The sequence below is a fragment of the Chryseobacterium sp. FH2 genome, from assembly GCF_001045455.1.
In the GTDB taxonomy this organism is placed as follows: Bacteria; Bacteroidota; Bacteroidia; order Flavobacteriales; family Weeksellaceae; genus Chryseobacterium.
The window spans coordinates 140,017-157,195 of sequence record NZ_LFNE01000007.1; the positions used below are offsets into that span (position 1 = coordinate 140,017).

Annotated in this window: 19 protein-coding genes; 1 reads left to right on the forward strand and 18 read right to left on the reverse strand. The window is 35.9% G+C overall.

From position 1 onward, the window contains the following. Positions 1–3 precede the first annotated feature (3 nt). From ACM39_RS12370 to ACM39_RS12440, 15 genes are all read right to left on the reverse strand, one after another. Positions 4–1,497 carry a NuoM family protein gene (locus ACM39_RS12370; protein ID WP_048511359.1) on the reverse strand — a complete coding sequence of 498 codons (1,494 nt, stop codon included), beginning with the start codon at positions 1,495–1,497 and terminating at the stop codon, positions 4–6. Next, positions 1,497–3,410 carry an NADH-quinone oxidoreductase subunit L gene (gene nuoL, locus ACM39_RS12375; RefSeq protein ID WP_048511360.1) on the reverse strand — a complete coding sequence of 638 codons (1,914 nt, stop codon included), beginning with the start codon at positions 3,408–3,410 and terminating at the stop codon, positions 1,497–1,499. Before nuoL ends, ACM39_RS12370 begins: the two co-directional genes overlap by 1 nt. 2 nt (positions 3,411–3,412) lie before the next feature. After that, positions 3,413–3,742: an NADH-quinone oxidoreductase subunit NuoK gene (gene nuoK / locus ACM39_RS12380; protein WP_034686496.1), complete on the reverse strand. Its 330-nt coding sequence runs from the start codon at positions 3,740–3,742 to the stop codon at positions 3,413–3,415. A gap of 4 nt (positions 3,743–3,746) precedes the next feature. Continuing rightward, a complete protein-coding gene (locus ACM39_RS12385) occupies positions 3,747–4,244 on the reverse strand; it encodes an NADH-quinone oxidoreductase subunit J (protein WP_048511361.1) in 498 nt (165 codons plus the stop codon). Continuing rightward, positions 4,244–4,801: a NuoI/complex I 23 kDa subunit family protein gene (locus tag ACM39_RS12390; RefSeq protein WP_048511362.1), complete on the reverse strand. Its 558-nt coding sequence runs from the start codon at positions 4,799–4,801 to the stop codon at positions 4,244–4,246. Before ACM39_RS12390 ends, ACM39_RS12385 begins: the two co-directional genes overlap by 1 nt. Before the next feature lie 57 nt (positions 4,802–4,858). Then, positions 4,859–5,923 carry an NADH-quinone oxidoreductase subunit NuoH gene (gene nuoH, locus ACM39_RS12395; protein WP_048511363.1) on the reverse strand — a complete coding sequence of 355 codons (1,065 nt, stop codon included), beginning with the start codon at positions 5,921–5,923 and terminating at the stop codon, positions 4,859–4,861. Between the two features lie 77 nt (positions 5,924–6,000). Then, entirely contained in the window at positions 6,001–7,002 is a 1,002-nt protein-coding gene (locus ACM39_RS12400) for a 2Fe-2S iron-sulfur cluster-binding protein (RefSeq protein ID WP_048511364.1), read from the reverse strand. A gap of 45 nt (positions 7,003–7,047) precedes the next feature. Further along, a complete protein-coding gene (locus ACM39_RS12405; protein WP_053073325.1) occupies positions 7,048–7,974 on the reverse strand; it encodes a hypothetical protein in 927 nt (308 codons plus the stop codon). Between the two features lies 1 nt (position 7,975). Continuing rightward, positions 7,976–9,334, reverse strand: coding sequence for an NADH-quinone oxidoreductase subunit NuoF (nuoF, locus tag ACM39_RS12410; protein WP_048511365.1), 1,359 nt, complete (start codon positions 9,332–9,334; stop codon positions 7,976–7,978). A gap of 12 nt (positions 9,335–9,346) precedes the next feature. Beyond that, entirely contained in the window at positions 9,347–9,856 is a 510-nt protein-coding gene (gene nuoE / locus ACM39_RS12415) for a complex I 24 kDa subunit family protein (RefSeq protein WP_048511366.1), read from the reverse strand. A gap of 112 nt (positions 9,857–9,968) precedes the next feature. Then, on the reverse strand, positions 9,969–11,192 hold the full coding sequence (gene nuoD / locus ACM39_RS12420) for an NADH dehydrogenase (quinone) subunit D (RefSeq protein WP_048511367.1): 1,224 nt from the start codon (positions 11,190–11,192) through the stop codon (positions 9,969–9,971). Between the two features lie 74 nt (positions 11,193–11,266). Beyond that, positions 11,267–11,761, reverse strand: a complete 495-nt coding sequence (locus ACM39_RS12425) for an NADH-quinone oxidoreductase subunit C (protein ID WP_048511368.1) — start codon at positions 11,759–11,761, stop codon at positions 11,267–11,269. 5 nt (positions 11,762–11,766) lie between these two features. Beyond that, positions 11,767–12,327, reverse strand: a complete 561-nt coding sequence (locus ACM39_RS12430; RefSeq protein WP_047397471.1) for an NADH-quinone oxidoreductase subunit B — start codon at positions 12,325–12,327, stop codon at positions 11,767–11,769. 101 nt (positions 12,328–12,428) lie between these two features. Continuing rightward, on the reverse strand, positions 12,429–12,800 hold the full coding sequence (locus ACM39_RS12435) for an NADH-quinone oxidoreductase subunit A (RefSeq protein WP_048511369.1): 372 nt from the start codon (positions 12,798–12,800) through the stop codon (positions 12,429–12,431). Between the two features lie 398 nt (positions 12,801–13,198). After that, positions 13,199–14,326 carry a GNAT family N-acetyltransferase gene (locus ACM39_RS12440; protein ID WP_048511370.1) on the reverse strand — a complete coding sequence of 376 codons (1,128 nt, stop codon included), beginning with the start codon at positions 14,324–14,326 and terminating at the stop codon, positions 13,199–13,201. 106 nt (positions 14,327–14,432) lie between these two features. Here ACM39_RS12440 and ACM39_RS12445 point away from each other — a divergent pair, with 106 nt between their 5' ends. Further along, positions 14,433–15,143: a zinc metallopeptidase gene (locus ACM39_RS12445; RefSeq protein WP_185097459.1), complete on the forward strand. Its 711-nt coding sequence runs from the start codon at positions 14,433–14,435 to the stop codon at positions 15,141–15,143. Here the strand turns inward: ACM39_RS12445 and ACM39_RS12450 are convergent. The 3 genes from ACM39_RS12450 to ribD form a co-directional block, all read right to left on the reverse strand. After that, complete coding sequence (locus ACM39_RS12450; RefSeq protein WP_048511371.1) at positions 15,140–15,742, reverse strand: IMPACT family protein; 603 nt, start codon at positions 15,740–15,742, stop codon at positions 15,140–15,142. The two genes, ACM39_RS12445 and ACM39_RS12450, sit on opposite strands and share 4 nt — an antisense overlap. A 143-nt stretch (positions 15,743–15,885) precedes the next feature. Then, entirely contained in the window at positions 15,886–16,011 is a 126-nt protein-coding gene (locus tag ACM39_RS19625) for a bacteriocin-like protein (protein WP_410470249.1), read from the reverse strand. Between the two features lie 101 nt (positions 16,012–16,112). Continuing rightward, entirely contained in the window at positions 16,113–17,141 is a 1,029-nt protein-coding gene (gene ribD / locus ACM39_RS12455) for a bifunctional diaminohydroxyphosphoribosylaminopyrimidine deaminase/5-amino-6-(5-phosphoribosylamino)uracil reductase RibD (RefSeq protein WP_048511372.1), read from the reverse strand. Positions 17,142–17,179: the final 38 nt, after the last annotated feature.

Sequence of the window (17,179 nt, forward strand, 5' to 3'; positions counted from 1 at the left end):
AAATTAGCTTACCATTGATTGGTAGATAAACTTTAACGAACTATTCACCATTTCGATTATCGGTTGTGGGAAAATACCAAGTACAATCACAAAAACCGCTAAACTTGCCAATACAGAGAATTCTACTGCAGATAAATCTTTTGCCGTACTCAAAACCGCTTCATCGCCCTGGCCAAACATCGCTTTTCCGTAAAATCTCAATAAGTATACAGCACAAAGTATTACCGTAAGACCAGCGATTACCGCTGCCAATCCGTTGAAATCATAGACTGATTTTAACAGGATAAATTCTCCGATAAATCCATTAGTCAAAGGAACTCCCATTGAACCCAGTATAATAATCAGAAACAATACCGCAAATTTAGGAGCTACTTTCGCCAGACCTCCCATTTGTCTGATGTCTCTTGATTTAAATCTCTTGTATAAAATATCACAACAGTAGAATAGACCTACTACATTGATACCGTGAGCAAAAGTTTGTACCAAAGCACCTTCAGCACCTTCAATATTGAAAGTCCCTCTTAAGGTAATCACTGCTGAAGCGAAGATACCCGCAACCATTAATCCAACGTGCGAGAAGGAAGAATACGCAATGATTCTCTTCATATCAGTTTGAATAATAGCGATTAACGCACCGTGAACAATCCCAACAATTGCAAGGATGATTACAATCTGTCCTGAAATTCCTGCAATCGGAATCGGAGTGATTGGTAATAAATAACGTAAAACTCCATACACTGCCATTTTAAGCATGATACCTGATAGAAGCATCGAGCCCTGAGTTGGTGAATAAGTATACGTATCGGGTTGCCAGGTATGGAAAGGAAAAACCGGTAATTTCACTGCAAAAGCAAAGAAAATAAACCAGAATACCACTGTCTGCTGTGTTTCGTTTAGTTGAGCATTATATAAATCAGTCAATGCAAATGATGCAGAGTGATTGTAAACATAAATCAATCCTGCTAACATGAATAAAGACCCAACGAATGTATAGACAAAGAATTTCGTAGTAAATTCCAATCTTTTATTTTCCTGACCCCAAAGTCCGGCAATAAACCAGATCGGAATCAAAGTTACTTCCCAGAAAATGTAGAATAATAGCCCGTCAAGCGAAGTGAATACTCCTATAAGCCCGAACTGCATCAGCAAAATCAAACCATAGAATGTATTTCTGTAGCTTACATTTTCATTAAAAGAAGATAAAATAATAATTGGTGCTAAAATATTAGTCAATAATAAAAGAAGTAAACTCATCCCATCGATACCGAAGTGAAGAGAGCTCTTTATAAATTGTGACCAAGGGTAATTGATTTCATGTTGCAACACGCTATCCACAGTGGGATTAAAATTAAAATCCGATGCAACATAAAAGGTTACAAGCATTTGAATCAATGCAATTCCTAGTGCCAAATATTTGCTGGAATTGTTTTTCCAAGCAAAAACTAATCCCGAACCTACTAGAGGTAATAGTAATAATGTTAATAATAAACCAGACATTATTGTAATATAAAGTTAACAATCAGTATAATTCCCACAGCTAAAGACATGATAAGAATGTAATTCTCAACATTTCCGTTCTGGATGCGTTTCATAGCTTTTCCGCTATCTTCAGCTCCTTCACCCACAAAGTCCACGAAACGATCAAGAATACCTTTATCAAACATCTTTCCTCCACGTCCTAATCCTTCAACAGTTTTTACAATTAATGCATTGTAAAGTTCGTCAACATATAATTTTTTAGCAGACAGTTTTTCCCATCCTGTATATTGCTCTTCTGGAAGTGCCTGCTTTTTCTTATTAACATAAGTGTTTTTAACAATAAACCAAACACAGAAGAACATCACAACAGTTGCTCCTAAAAGTATCATTTCAGTACCAAACGGAACTCCCGAAAGAGTAGCTTCCATTTGTTTAAAGCTTTCCTCAGTAAGAACAGGTTTCAACCACTCCATTAATTTTGCGTAATGGCCATGACCGATGAAGTGAGGAAGGTTAATCAATCCACCTAATACAGAAAGAATAGCCAATACGATCAATGGTAATGTCATATTAGAAGGGCTTTCGTGTAAGTGGTGTTTCTGTTCTTCCGTACCTCTGAACTCTCCATGGAAAGTCAAATAATACAACCTGAACATATATGTTGCAGTAATAGCAGCTAAAATGAATAACATTACCCAGTACATTGGATTTTTAGCGAAAGCTGCTACTAAAATTTCATCTTTAGAAATCATCCCTGAAAGTAAAGGGAATCCTGAGATTGCTAATGTCCCGATTAGGAAAGTAGCATGTGTAACAGGGATGTATTTTTTCAAACCTCCCATAAAACGCATATCCTGCTCATTACTCATCGCGTGGATTACAGAACCTGCACCCAAGAATAATAAAGCTTTAAAGAATGCATGTGTCATTACGTGGAACATAGCCGTTGTATATGCTCCCAATCCTAAAGCGATGAACATAAATCCAAGTTGTGAAACTGTAGAATATGCCAATACTTTTTTGATGTCGTTCTGGCGTAGTGCGTAGAATCCTGCCAAAGCAGCAGTCAGGAATCCTATTAATAAAATTCCCCCCTGAACTGTAGGTGCCAAAGTAAATAAGAAGTTCGATCTTACTACCAGATAAATACCTGCAGTTACCATCGTTGCTGCGTGAATTAACGCAGAAACAGGAGTCGGACCGGCCATTGCATCCGGTAACCAGGTATATAAAGGAACCTGAGCAGATTTACCAGTTGCCCCGATAAATAAACTCGCTGTAATAAATATAATTACTGTCCCGTCTAATTCAAATTTTGAAGCATTTTGTGCTACAGAAATATAATCTAAAGCATTGGTCTGAGCTGCAATCATGAAGATACCGATTAGCAACGCAAGGTCACCGATTCTGTTCATAATAAAAGCTTTTCTTGCTGCTTTACCGTATTCTTCGTTTGTATACCAGAATCCGATTAGTAGATAGGAACAAAGACCTACACCTTCCCATCCTATGAATAAGATAAGGTAATTGCTTCCCATTACTAATAATAACATTGAGAAGATAAATAAATTTAAATAAGTAAAAAACTTATAGAAACCTTTATCATGGCTCATATATCCGATTGAGTATAGATGGATCAAAGAACCGATTCCTGTGATAATCATTACCATCATTAATGATAACTGATCAATCTGAAACCCAAAATTAATCTGAACTCCATTTATCCTAAACCATTCGAAAGCTCTTACAACTATGGGTTGGCTTTCAGAGTCGAAATTCATGAAAATGCCTACAGCTATGCAGAATGACGCAAAAACCATTGCAGTAGCCAAACTACCTACAACAATTTTTGGAAGATTTTTCCCGAATAAACCGTTAATAAGAAAACCTAAAAGTGGTAAAAGTACTATTGCATATATTAAATTTTCCATTCTTATCCTCTTAATTTATTAAATATACTTACATCAACAGAACGGGTATTTCTATACAGCATAGCAATAATTGCTAAACCTACCGCTACTTCCGCAGCAGCAACCACCATAATGAAGAAAACTAAAAGTTGTCCGTCGCTGTTACCTTTGTACGCTGAAAAAGCAGCCAATAAAAGGTTTACAGAATTTAGCATAAGCTCTACACAACCCAAAATAACAATAGCGTTTTTTCTCAGCAATACTCCCAACACTCCCAAACAGAACAATACTGAAGAAAGAATAATGAAATAATTCAGAGGGACGCTTTGTATAAATGTATTTACTTCTCCCATAATTTTATAAATCTTTTTTACCGATTAATACCGCACCTACAATACCTGCCAAAATAAGGATGGATGCAAGCTCAAACGGTAAAACATATTCATTAAACAAAAGTCTACCCAGATTTTTCGTAAGACCAACTCCTTTGTCTACATTTTCAACAACGATTTGGTTTTGCTGAACACCTCTGAATACGCCTAAAACTCCAATTAATAAAAGACCTGCCGTAAAAACTCCGACAAATTTTAAAGTATTGTTCTTCTTACTTTCGTCTTGTTTATTAAGGTTAAGCATCATCAGGATATAAAGGAATAACACCATGATAGCGCCGGCGTAAACTATAATCTGGATAATCGCAAGGAATTGTGCATTCAGAAGAATGTACATGCCCGCAATTGAAAACATTGTAACAATTAATGACAAAATAGCATATAAAGGATTTCTTGCAAATACAAAATAAACTGCACTAGCCACTGCTAAAAACGCCACCAAGAAAAATAAAAACTGATCCATTATTTTACCGCATTTTTTTGTTTCTCGGATTGTCTTGTCGTGATATCAATCCTTTCATTTATTTTTTCAACCAACTTATCTTTTCCATAGATGAAAGAACCTCTGTTAGTTTCCACATCCACCAATCTGTCTGTAAGATAAATGGCAGATTTCGGACAGGCTTCTTCACACATGCCGCAGAAAATACATCTTAGCATATTGATTTCATATACTGAAGCGTATTTTTCTTCTCTGTAAAGGTCTTTTTCCTCTTTAGTTCTTTCAGCAGCAGTCATGGTAATTGCTTCTGCAGGGCATGCAACCGCACAAAGTCCGCAAGCTGTACATCTTTCTCTACCTTCTTCATCTCTTTTCAGAACGTGCTGACCTCTCCATATTGTAGCTCTTGGTTTCTGTACCTCCGGATACGAATATACTGCGGGAGCACCTTTCATCACGGTTCTTACAGCATGCTTAAATGTAATCCCCATTCCTGTAAAAATCGCAGGTAAGTAGATTTTTTCAGCAAGGGTCATTTCTTTATTAGAAACAACTTTTGATCTGTTCGTAAGTTTCATTTATTTTAATTTTTTTAGGCTGAAATTTTATTCAGCATTTAAAAATATTCCTATCTCTTAGTTTGCAAACGCTAAAATTACAGCTCCTGTAATTAATAAGTTTACTAATGCCATCGGGATTAAGGTTTTCCATCCCAGGTGCATTAATTGATCATATCTAAATCTTGGCAGTGTCCATCTGATCCACATGAAGATTAAAATTCCGATTACCGTTTTAGTTAAGAATGCTACAATACTCAAAATTCCTGCGGTATTTTCACCCCAGTGTTGAGTCACCCATTCGATTCCAGGGTAGTTGTAACCACCGAAGAAAAGAACAACCATGAAAGCATTTGAAATAAACATATTTACGTATTCACCAAACATATACAAACCTAACTTCATTGATGAATATTCTGTAGAATATCCTGTTACCAGTTCAGACTCACACTCAGGTAAATCGAAAGGGTGTCTGTTTGTTTCTGCTAAAGCAGCTACAATGAAAACAAGGAAAGCGATTGGTTGATAGAAAATGTTCCAGTTCATACCAGAAACCCAAGGAATAACTCCCCATAATTTTCCACCTGTTTGACTTTCAGTGATTTCTTTTAAGTCTAAACTTCCCGTCATCATAATGATGGAAAGTAATGCCAATCCCATTGCCAATTCATAAGAAATCATCTGAGAAGAAGCACGAATGGCACCTAATAATGAATATTTGTTGTTCGAAGCCCAACCTCCGATCATGATTCCATAAACACCAATTGAAGCCATTCCGATGATGAAAAGTACCCCAACATCAATGTTGGCAACCTGTAAATCAAAAGAAGTACCTGCAATATTTAAACTTTTACCCCAAGGAATAACCGCTCCTGTGATTAAGGAAATAAACATTACCAAAGCCGGTCCCAATACGAAAAGGAATTTTTCTGCATTGGCAGGCGTAAAATCTTCTTTAAAGAAGAACTTTCCACCGTCAGCAAGAGGTTGCAGCAATCCGAAAGGCCCGGCTCTGTTGGGTCCAATTCTATCCTGCATAATAGAGGCAACTTTTCTTTCTGCCCAGGTAGAGTAGGCTGCAATCGTCAACGAAAGCAGGAAAAGTGCTAGTACAAGTATAAGTTTAAATGTAAGTAAATCCATTCTGAATTTTAGATTTTAGATTTTAAATTATAGATTGTGAATTCATTTAAAATCTATAATTTAAAATTTATAATTTATTATAATTTTTCGTCTTTTTCACTGATTTCTTTAGCCATCGGATTGTCTAACACTCTTAGCTCATCTTTAGGCTTTTCATAGTGATTCAATGAAATAACTGAATGTCTGTCGATATGTCTAGGACCTTCGATATTCCAGTTAGAAAGTTCTTTTCTTTCGAAACGACAAGTATCACAGATGAATTCTTCGACTTCACCCCACTGATCTTTTCTTGCGGTAACTCTTACGATTTCGTCACCTTTCATCCAAACCGTAGCTTTTCCAGAACATTTATCACATTTGCAAGTAGCGTTCATTGGTTTTGTAAACCAAACTCTGCTTGCAAAACGAGCTGTTCTGTCTGTTAATGCTCCAACGGGACAAACATCAATTACATTTCCGATAAAGTCATTATCCAAAGCTTTATTTAAATATGTAGAAATTTCAGCGTGATCTCCTCTGAAAAGAATTCCATGTTCTCTGGATTCAGTCAACTGATTTGCTGTCAATACACATCTTGCACACAGAATACAACGGTTCATATTCAATTTAATATGCGGGCCAAGATCGTCTGCTTCGTAAGTATTTCTTTCGAATTCTGTTCTTGTCTGAAGATTTCCGTGCTCATAACCCAAATCCTGAAGATGACATTCTCCGGCCTGATCACAAACAGGACAATCCAGCGGGTGATTTACCAATAAAAACTCAGTGACAGCTTTTCTACCTTCCTGAGCTTTTTCAGAAGTAAGATTTTTTACTTCCATACCATCCATCACATTTGTTCTGCAGCTAGCAACCAATTTTGGCATAGGACGAGGATCTGCTTCAGACCCTTTAGAAACTTCCACTAGGCAAGTTCTACATCTACCTCCACTGGTTTCCAATTTGCTGTAATAGCACATTGCAGGAGGTACAGATTTTCCACCGATTTGTCTGGCAGCTTCCAAAATAGAAGTTCCAGGCAAAACTTCAGTAGTCTGTCCGTCTATAGTTATTTTGAATTTTTTAACCTCTTCGCTCATATTCTATGCTTTCGCTTATGCTGTTAAAAGCTTTTAAGCTATATTTTAATTATACTTCCTTGTATTAAATGTATATCCTATTCCGAAATCTACTTCTCCATAAACAAAGTCCTGTGAAGCTTTATCAGGTTTATTGTTAAGAGTTGTTTTGATATCAGGCATATTGATGTACCCGAATTTTCCTTCTACCTGTACTACAATATGTTTTAATGCTACTATACTTAATGCTGTTCTCACATCTGCTCCGAAACCTGCCAAATGGAATCTGTCACTCCTTTCATTTCCCATCAGTTGTACATTAGATTTTGGGATTAATGCTCCGATACCGCCTCCATAGCTCCAAAAAATATCTAAATTTTTCTTGTCATAAATATTTATATACTTCTGGGCACCAATATTTACATAATTAAGCCCGTCTGTATGTTCAAATGTCAATAATTTTGAATCACTTAGGTCTACTTTTCCATTATTCACTAAAGATGCATATTCAGGATTGTTGATATATCCCTGGAAATCTACTGTCTGGTTTTGATCCATCACATATTTCATGTGATCCATTCCCAAAGTGATTCCTAAATTATCTTTAATGAAATAAGTAATTCTATAATTTACCTGAGGAATCGTCACCTTTGAAGGATTAAAATATAAGTTCCATCTAAATGCCGATTGCCTGTCGTGAGCCACTACATTATTCAACTGAAAATCATACCCATCACCTTTAAAGTGAATATCCGAGTTTGAATATGTTGAAAAATTCCATCCCCAAAACGCCATCACTGACCCTTTTTTAAAAGGATTAACTTCTTTTTGATAGGTTTCCCCAGAAGGAGTTGTCTCTATCTTAATCTTTTTCTGTCCGTATTCAGGAGTTGCAATTTCCTCAATAGATACAGTATGTACGGTATCATTTTTAGCTTTTTGTGCAAATACGAAATTCGACATCACTAAGCCGATTACCAATAACTTTTTCATTCTAAGCATTATTTTCAACTGCAGGAATTGGATCTGCGTAATGTGCCAATCCGTAATTTTGTGTCTGAGACAATTCTGGGTTTTTAATGTGCCACTCGAATTCATCTCTGAAGTGACGAATAGCCGCTGCAACTGGCCAAGCCGCTGCATCACCCAATGGACAAATGGTATTTCCTTCAATTTTTCTCTGGATATCCCAAAGTAGATCAATGTCTTCCATTTTACCTTCTCCTTTCTCAATTTTTTTCAAAATTTTGTACATCCATCCCGTTCCTTCACGGCAAGGAGTACATTGTCCACAACTTTCGTGATTATAAAATCTTGCCAAAGTCATGGTGTGTTCTACAATACATTGGTCTTCATCCAAAACAATGAAACCTCCTGAACCCATCATGGTTCCGGTAGCAAAACCACCATCAGCTAATGATTCGTAATTCATATATCTTGGTTCTCCGTTGACTGTTCTCAATAATAAATTTGCAGGGACAATCGGAACAGAGCTACCTCCAGGAATACAGGCCTTTAGTTTTTTCCCGTCTTTAATACCGCCACAATATTCGTCAGAATAAATGAATTCTTCAACGGTAATTGTCATGTCAATTTCATATACTCCCGGTTTATTGATGTTTCCACAAGCAGAAATTAATTTTGTACCGGTAGATCTCCCAACTCCGATTTTAGCATATTCAGTACCTGTAATATCAATAATTGGAACTATTGCTGCGATAGACTCAACGTTATTTACAACCGTTGGTCTTTCCCAAAGCCCTTTTACAGCAGGGAATGGCGGTTTTAATCTTGGATTTCCTCTTTTACCTTCAAGAGATTCAAGCAATGCTGTTTCTTCACCGCAGATATAGGCTCCGCCGCCTCTCTGAACATAAATTTCCAAATCGAAACCGGTTCCTAAGATGTTTTTACCTAAAAATCCTGCCGCTTTAGCTTCTTCAATCGCTTCTTCCAAAATATCAGGAATCCAGGAATATTCTCCACGGATATAGATATAAGAAGTATTTGAGCCCAAACAGTAAGATGAAATTAACATTCCTTCAATCAATAAATGAGGAAGAAACTCCATCAAATACCTGTCTTTGAAAGTCCCAGGTTCAGATTCATCAGCATTGACTACCAAGTGTCTTGGAACACCTTCCGGTTTTGCCAAAAAGCTCCATTTCATCCCGGTCGGGAATCCTGCTCCACCACGTCCACGAAGTCCAGAAGCTTTTACTTCTTCAAGAATTTCGTCAGGTGTCATTTTTAAGGCTTTTTCAGCAGCTCCGTAACCACCTTGCTTACGGTAGGTTTCGAAGTAACGTATACCTTCTATATGTGCATCTTTAAGTAAAAGTTTTTTACTCATCGTATATTTTAATTAATCCAAAGCAACTTGTCCTTCTCTGCAAAGATCTAGGATTTCGTCTACTTTTTCTATCGTTAAATTTTCATGAAAGAATTTCCCTAATTGCATCATCGGCGCATATCCACAAGCACCAAGGCATTCAGCCGGCTTTAATGTGAACATACCATCTTCAGTAGTTTCTCCATCCTTAATGTTCAGCTTAGTCCTGATATGATCAAGGATTTTTTCGCTTCCGCAAACCATACAAGGCCCCGTTCTGCAAACTTCCAAAACATATTTACCCACCGGTTTCATATTGAACATGGTATAGAAAGTTGCCACTTCATATACTTCAATTGGCTTAATACTCAATAATTCCGCAACATAATCCATCACTGGAACATCTAACCATCCTCCGAATTCTTTCTGTGCCAAATGAAGTACAGGAAGAAGAGCCGATTTTTGTCTTCCTTCAGGATATCTTGCGATAATTTTGTGTACCTGTGCTAAACTTTCCGGTTTAAAAGCTATTGTTTCGCTCACTTTTTTAAATTTTAAATTTTGAATTTTAGATTTTAAATTCTAAAAAATTTCAATTTTTATTTATGTAGTCTGGATTAATCTAAAATTTATAATCCAAAATCTATAATTTCTTTTATGCGTCTAGTTCTCCCGCAATAATATTCATACTACACATCGTTACAATCGCATCAGAAATTACAGAACCTGTAATCATCTCAGGATATGCTTGATAATAGATAAAACATGGTCTTCTAAAGTGTAGTCGGTAAGGGCTTCTTCCGCCATCACTCACCAAATAGAAGCCTAATTCTCCGTTTCCACCTTCTACAGCGTGATAAACTTCACCTTTTGGCACATCAGTTTCTCCCATTACAATTTTGAAATGGTAAATCAACGCTTCCATTTTTTGATAAACATCAGCCTTTTCAGGAAGATAAAAATCAGGAACATCTGCATGAAATGGCCCTTCAGGAAGATTTTCGTATGCTTGTTTGATGATTTTGATTGATTCCCAGATTTCCTGCTGGCGAACCATGAAACGGTCGTAAGTATCACCTGCAGTTCCTACAGGAATGATAAAGTCGAAATCTTGGTAAGAAGAATAAGGCTGTGCAACTCTCACGTCATAATCTACACCTGCTGCACGTAAGTTTGGACCTGTGAAGCCATAGCTTAAAGCTCTCTCTGCAGAAATTGCTCCTGCTCCGATGGTTCTGTCCATGAAAATTCTGTTTCTCTCCAATAAAGTACAGAATTCTTTAAATCTTGGTGGGAAGGTTTTTAGAAAATCCTTAATCAGCTCATGGAATTTTGGAGTGAAATCTCTTTCAAAACCTCCGATTCTTCCCATATTTGTAGTCATTCTCGCTCCACAAATCTGTTCATACATATCATAAATGCGCTCTCTTTCGATGAACATATAGGTAAGGCCAGTAATCGCTCCGGAGTCCATTCCGGTTACACCATTGCAAATAAGGTGGTCCCCGATTCTTGCTAATTCCATCAAAATTACACGCATATAATCTACACGCTTGGGAACTTCAACTCCAATTAGCTTCTCAACTGTCATGTGCCAGCCTAAATTATTGATGGGTGCAGAACAATAATTCATACGGTCTGTAAGGGTAGTGATTTGAGAGTAATTCCTTCTTTCGGAAATCTTTTCAAATGCTCTGTGGATATATCCCACTGTTTGCTCAGCGTGAAGGATTCTTTCTCCATCCATCGTCAAGATATTCTGGAAAATCCCGTGGGTAGCAGGGTGAGTGGGTCCTAGATTGAGGGTATAAAGCTGACCGTCAATTTGCTCCTTACTTTCGTACTGGTTAAGTATATTAGATAATGAGTTATCTTTCATAATTTAAATGCTTTAGGCTCTAGGCTTTAGGCTTTAAGCTCATTGCTTATCACTTATTGCTTATTGCATTATTTTTATCTTCCGAACATGCTGTCGTTCTTGTCTGTTCTAGTGCCATCTTCCAAACGGTATTCCTTCAACATTGGGTGGTATCCTAAATCTTCCATATTTAAAATAGGCCTCAAGTCAGGATGTCCTTTAAATTTAATTCCGAAGAAATCATAAGTTTCTCTTTCCATCCAGTTGGCTCCTGCGTATAAATCCACAAGAGAATCAACTTCAATATTTTCTCTGGACATAAAGATTTTCAGACGTAACCTGAAGTTTGTCATCATATTATGTAAGTGATAAACTACTCCAATTTCTTTATCGGGAAATTCCGGGTAATGGATTCCACAAACGTCTGTAAGGAAATTGATTTCCAGTGATGAATCTTTAAGATAATGAATAATCTTTTTGATATCTTCTTTCTTCACTTCGATCGTCAACATTCCATAAGGCTCTGAACTTGCGATTACAGACTCCGGAAATTCTCTTGTGATTGCTTCTAATACAAATTCGTTTGTCATTTCCGTTAGTTGCTTATGTTGTAAGAATCTAATAATTTTTGATATTCAGGCATATCCCTTCTTCGGATGCTTTCGCTTTCTGCTAAAGCCTGAACCTGCATTACGCCTTCGATAATCTGCTCCGGTCTTGGAGGGCATCCCGGAACGTAAACGTCAACAGGGATAATTTTATCGATTCCCTGTAATACGGAATAGGTATCAAAAATACCACCGCTGGAAGCACAAGCTCCAACAGCAACCACCCATTTCGGCTCAGCCATCTGGGTGTAAACTTCTTTCAGGACTGGTCCTAATTTTTTAGATATAGTTCCGCAAACCATCAACATATCTGCCTGTCTTGGTGAGAAAGAGTTTCTTTCCATACCAAATCTCGAAGCATCATACGTCGGGTTCAGGGTAGCCATAAACTCGATACCACAACAAGAGGTTGCAAAAGGCAATGGCCAAAGTGAGAACTTTCTAGCCATCCCGATTACACTGCTCAGTTTCGTTGCGAAAAACCCTTCTCCTTCAAATCCTTCCGGAGCAGGTGCATCTGTTCTTATTACTGGTTTGTTATCTGACATTTTAGTAGATTTTAGATTTTAAATTAGATTCTAAATTGTTGTTAATGTTAACTTCCCTTTAAAATCATCATCTAAAATTTATAATTTTTAATTTAAAATTTTTATTTATCCCAATCTAACGCACCGCGCTTCCATACATAAAAAAATGCCATGAAGAAAATCGCCACGAACATAAGTACTGCCAAGAATCCTTCCATTCCAAATTCTCTGAAGTTTACAGCATAAGGATAAAAAAATACGATTTCGATATCGAATAATACGAATAATACCGCAGTCAAAAAGTACTTAATGGAAAACGGTGTTCTTGCATTTCCTTCTACCGGGACTCCACATTCCCAGCTTTGGTTTTTCACAGAATTTCCTTTTTTCTGTTTTGGACCTAAAAAATGCGCTCCAAGCAAAGAAACCGCTACGAATGCTATCGCAACACCTGCTTGTATTAGGATTGGAATATAACTTTCAGGTAAATTCATTTTTGCATTATTATCTCAATTTGCAAATTTAGCGAATAAACAAGAAAGCATGAAATTAATAAGCTTAAAAGTGGGATTAAAATGAGGAAAACCGGTAATTTAGAATTAATAAAAATAACACTTATTTTCGCATTTTTTTAAGGAGAGAGTATCCCATAAATGAAATGTAAGCAAAAATAATACTGGCATAAATTATATTAAATGCAGTGTTCGTTTTATCATCTTCAGTTTGGAAAAAAAGATTATAAACAATATATCCTGCAATTAAAATTGCAAAAATAATCAGGTGTGGCTTCATAAGAAAAAATTATAGGTGTTCGTTATGAATTAAGTTGTGAATATTTTGATTTGCAAATGATTTCATTCATGGTTCAAAACATATATTCATAACTTGATTATCATTTTATAGTTAAAGAGTACGTTCTTCTTCGTTTATGATTTACGGGGTTGTAATCCTGCCAAAGAACCTGCACGCTTTTATTTTCTTCCAACTCAGGATTGGTTTCGGCAAAATCTATTCCCATACTTGTAAATCGTACAAAAATTTCTTTAAAGATGATTGCTGTTACTCCACGTCTTTGGTATTCGGGATGAATTCCGATAAGGTAGAAATTAGCCCGGTCATTTTTCTTGCTTGCCTGTAAAAAATGCCACCATCCGAAAGGAAATAGTTTTCCTTTAGATTTTTGTAAAGCTTTTGAATACGAAGGCATTGTGATTGCAAAGGAAATTAATTCATTGTTCTCATCAACTACACAAATGACATAATTTTTATCAATAAACGGGAAATATTTTTCTTTATAAGTCTTTATTTGCTCGTCTGAAATAGGAGTATACGTTGAAAGGTGTTTATAAGTTTCATCCAGTAATTTAAACATTGGTTCTACGAAAGGTAAAATCTCCTCTTTTGATTTAAAATGTAAGACTTTAAGTTTGTATTTCTGGGCAATCAACCCACTGAATTTTTCAACTTTTTCCGGCAAAACTTTAGGGAAATTCATTTCAAACTCTACCCATTCTTTTTCTTTGGTTAAGCCAAGCTCTTCGAGGTGTTTAGGATAATATGCGTGATTGTAAATTCCTATCATTGTTGCCAATTTGTCAAACCCCATTGTAAGCATTCCTGCTTTGTCAAGATTAGTGAAACCCATTGGGCCTTCAATTTTGTCTATATTGTTTTCTTTAGCATAATCAATTGCTTTTTGGATCAATGCTTTAGAAACTTCTTTATCGTCAATAAAATCAATCCATCCAAAACGAACCTTTTTTATCCCTAATTCCTTTTCTTCTTTGTGATTAATGATTACCGCAATTCTTCCAACTACTTTATTGTCTTTCAGTGCTAAAAACTGTTTGGATTTTGAATAATTTAACGCAGGGTTTTCTTTAGTATTCCAGATTTTAAACTCATCTTTAATGAAAGAAGGAACATAATAGGGATTATTTTTGTATAAATCCATAGGAAATTTTACAAATTGTTTTAGTTCGCCAGGCGTTCTTACTTCAATAACTGAGACTTTAGACATAACTTTAAAAGGGTAATTATGGGACAAATATAAATAATAAAATTGTAATACTTTGGCACAATTTTTACATCATACAGGTTGAAAATATATATTAAAGTTTATTAAAATGATTGGTTATTACATTATTATCGGTATTTCAATGCTGGTGAGCTGGTTTGTCTCGTCAAGATTGAAATCTAAATTTGAATATTATTCTAAGGTGCATCTTCGAAACGGGTTGTCTGGTAAGGAAGTGGCTGAAAAGATGTTGAGGGATAACGGTATTAATGATGTTCAGGTAATCTCCGTTCCTGGACAGTTAACTGATCACTATAATCCGGCAGATAAAACAGTAAATCTTTCAGAGGGGGTTTATATGCAGAGAAACGCGGCGGCAGCAGCTGTTGCAGCCCATGAGTGTGGACATGCCGTGCAGCATGCAGTAGGGTATTCGATGTTACAATTACGTTCTAAATTAGTCCCGATTGTCAATATCAGCTCAAATCTGATGCAGTTTGTTCTTATTGCGGGTATCGGTATCATGGCAGCTACAAGAACTATTGATAATCCAAACGGAAATACATTAGTTTTAGCAATTGGTGTTATTATGTTTGCGTTCACTACTGTTTTTGCTTTTGTAACGCTTCCGGTAGAATATGATGCAAGTAACAGAGCTATGAAATGGCTGAAGGATACAGGTACTGTAACTCCTGAAGAATATGTAGGAGTACAGGACAGTTTAAAATGGGCGGCGAGAACTTATGTTGTGGCTGCTATCGGCTCGCTTGCTCAGCTTCTTTACTGGGCATCTCTATTGATGGGGGGAAGGAGAAATTAGTTTTTAAATTCAAAGGAAATATATTGCGTCTCGGACAATTTGTCTGAGATGCTTTCTTTTTGTGCCAATTTTAATGATGCTGTTAATGTGCAGTTTTCATTTGCATCAAAATTTAAAACTTTTGCATCAAATTTCGAGAGCAGCGTGAATATTATGTTTTGTTGATTAAAATTGAATTGAATTTCAATTTCCGTTTCTAATTCTCTGGTTATAATATTGGCTTCTTCTAAAGTGATTTTTGCAGATTCTTTATATGTTTTTACCAAGCCGGAAACGCCTAGCTTTGTTCCTCCATAATATCGAACTACAATAACCAAAATGTTTGTAACTTCATTAGCTAAAAGTTGATTGTAAATTGGAAGTCCTGCGCTTCCTGACGGTTCACCATCATCATTTGCTCGATAGTTTTCTCCATTCAAACCTATCCTGAATGCATAACAATGATGTGTTGCTTTAGGATGTTCTGTCCGGATTTTTTCTAGAGCACTCTTGAGTTCATCTTCATTATTCACAGGAAAAGCAAATCCGATGAACTTGCTGCCTTTTTCTTTTAATAAAGTATTTTCTATGGGTTTTTCTATGGTTTTGTATTCGAACATTTACCTGCTACAGTTTTAAGACTCTACAAAATTACATTTAATAATAAAGAAAAAAGAGCGTTTCCGCTCTTATAATTGAAATACTGTATAAAATTATTAACAAGATATAGGGAAACTTCCTTCTACCCAAGCAGGAGGGCAACTCATACTTGATGGGTTGGGACAACATTGAGCCTGTAAAGTTGGCGGGTAATAAGTACAACACTGTGGTCTGATTCCCCGGATAATTTTTTTAGGCTTTCTCTAGAAATTTTTCTTAGATTTTTCATAATTGTTTTGGTATTTGAGCTTTAATCCGAACTTTTTCGGCTTAGTTTAGTAATAACCAAATTAATGAATTATTTCAAATAAAAGTGATAAAAAATAATATTTATGAATTTTTTAACTCAAAGAAAGAGACGGAATTATCTCTGAATTTTTCGATTTTATTAGGCGTGAAATCAAACTTCGGAGCTTTTGTTCCATTCTCCAGCTCCAAACTTTCATTTCTAATAATAATTGCTTCATCCCAAAGATTAGCATCAATAAATTGTTGTAAGGTAAAACTTCCACCTTCAATAATTATCGATTGTATTTGTTCTTTGTATAATGTATCCATTAAATCTGACAGAAAATTTTCTTTTTCAATCTTAATAAATTGAATATTATTTTCGGCTCCATCTTTAATTGAATTAAAAACTAGAGTTTTAGCTTCTTTATTGTATATTTTAAAATCACCCGGAACTTTTAAATCAAAATCAATTAAAATTCTTACGGGATTTTCTCCTTCAACATTTCTTACTGTCAAACTCGGGTTGTCATTTAATGCTGTTTGTGTTCCTACTAAAATAGCATGTTCATCAGCTCTCAGCTGATGAACAAATTGATTTACCAAAGAATTTGATATGGAGTAGGGTTTAAACTCTTTATCTAGGAATCCATTTCCGGATTCTGCCCATTTTAAAATAATATAAGGTCTTTTCTTTTCGTGATAAGTGAAGAATCGCTTGTTTAATTCAATACATTCTTTTTCCAGAATACCTGAAACTACTTCAATTCCTGCATCTTGAATGATTTTTTTGCCTTTTCCGCTCACTTTATCATGAGAATCCATGGCGCCAATTACAACTTTTTTAAAGCCAACCTCTTTGATTTTTAATGCACAAGGCGGAGTTTTTCCATAATGAGCACATGGTTCCAGAGAAACATAAATGGTGGATTCAGAAATAAGGTTTTTATCTTTAACAGAATTAATAGCATTGATTTCAGCATGATTTTCTCCGGCTTTATGATGATAGCCTTCACCAATAATTTTATTATGGTGAACAATTACACTTCCGACCAAAGGATTCGGATATGTTTTACCCAGTGCCTTTTGAGCTAATTCAATACATCTTTTTATGTATAATTCGTTCTGCATAATATGAAAGAAAAAGGCGAAGACAAATTTCTTTGCTT

What these genes read in the sequence shown, in the direction of transcription:
- ACM39_RS12450 (WP_048511371.1), bottom strand. Translation starts at nt 15,742, where the DNA reads ATGTTCGAATACAAAACCATAGAAAAACCCATAGAAAATACTTTATTA.
- ACM39_RS12435 (WP_048511369.1), bottom strand. Translation starts at nt 12,800, where the DNA reads ATGAATTTACCTGAAAGTTATATTCCAATCCTAATACAAGCAGGTGTT.
- nuoL (WP_048511360.1), bottom strand. Translation starts at nt 3,410, where the DNA reads ATGGAAAATTTAATATATGCAATAGTACTTTTACCACTTTTAGGTTTT.
- ACM39_RS12445 (WP_185097459.1), top strand. Translation starts at nt 14,433, where the DNA reads ATGATTGGTTATTACATTATTATCGGTATTTCAATGCTGGTGAGCTGG.
- ACM39_RS12370 (WP_048511359.1), bottom strand. Translation starts at nt 1,497, where the DNA reads ATGTCTGGTTTATTATTAACATTATTACTATTACCTCTAGTAGGTTCG.
- ACM39_RS19625 (WP_410470249.1), bottom strand. Translation starts at nt 16,011, where the DNA reads ATGAAAAATCTAAGAAAAATTTCTAGAGAAAGCCTAAAAAAATTATCC.
- nuoH (WP_048511363.1), bottom strand. Translation starts at nt 5,923, where the DNA reads ATGGATTTACTTACATTTAAACTTATACTTGTACTAGCACTTTTCCTG.
- ACM39_RS12425 (WP_048511368.1), bottom strand. Translation starts at nt 11,761, where the DNA reads ATGACAAACGAATTTGTATTAGAAGCAATCACAAGAGAATTTCCGGAG.
- nuoF (WP_048511365.1), bottom strand. Translation starts at nt 9,334, where the DNA reads ATGAGTAAAAAACTTTTACTTAAAGATGCACATATAGAAGGTATACGT.
- nuoK (WP_034686496.1), bottom strand. Translation starts at nt 3,742, where the DNA reads ATGGGAGAAGTAAATACATTTATACAAAGCGTCCCTCTGAATTATTTC.
- ACM39_RS12400 (WP_048511364.1), bottom strand. Translation starts at nt 7,002, where the DNA reads ATGAGCGAAGAGGTTAAAAAATTCAAAATAACTATAGACGGACAGACT.
- ACM39_RS12390 (WP_048511362.1), bottom strand. Translation starts at nt 4,801, where the DNA reads ATGAAACTTACGAACAGATCAAAAGTTGTTTCTAATAAAGAAATGACC.
- ACM39_RS12440 (WP_048511370.1), bottom strand. Translation starts at nt 14,326, where the DNA reads ATGTCTAAAGTCTCAGTTATTGAAGTAAGAACGCCTGGCGAACTAAAA.
- ACM39_RS12430 (WP_047397471.1), bottom strand. Translation starts at nt 12,327, where the DNA reads ATGTCAGATAACAAACCAGTAATAAGAACAGATGCACCTGCTCCGGAA.
- nuoD (WP_048511367.1), bottom strand. Translation starts at nt 11,192, where the DNA reads ATGAAAGATAACTCATTATCTAATATACTTAACCAGTACGAAAGTAAG.
- ribD (WP_048511372.1), bottom strand. Translation starts at nt 17,141, where the DNA reads ATGCAGAACGAATTATACATAAAAAGATGTATTGAATTAGCTCAAAAG.
- ACM39_RS12405 (WP_053073325.1), bottom strand. Translation starts at nt 7,974, where the DNA reads ATGAAAAAGTTATTGGTAATCGGCTTAGTGATGTCGAATTTCGTATTT.
- ACM39_RS12385 (WP_048511361.1), bottom strand. Translation starts at nt 4,244, where the DNA reads ATGGATCAGTTTTTATTTTTCTTGGTGGCGTTTTTAGCAGTGGCTAGT.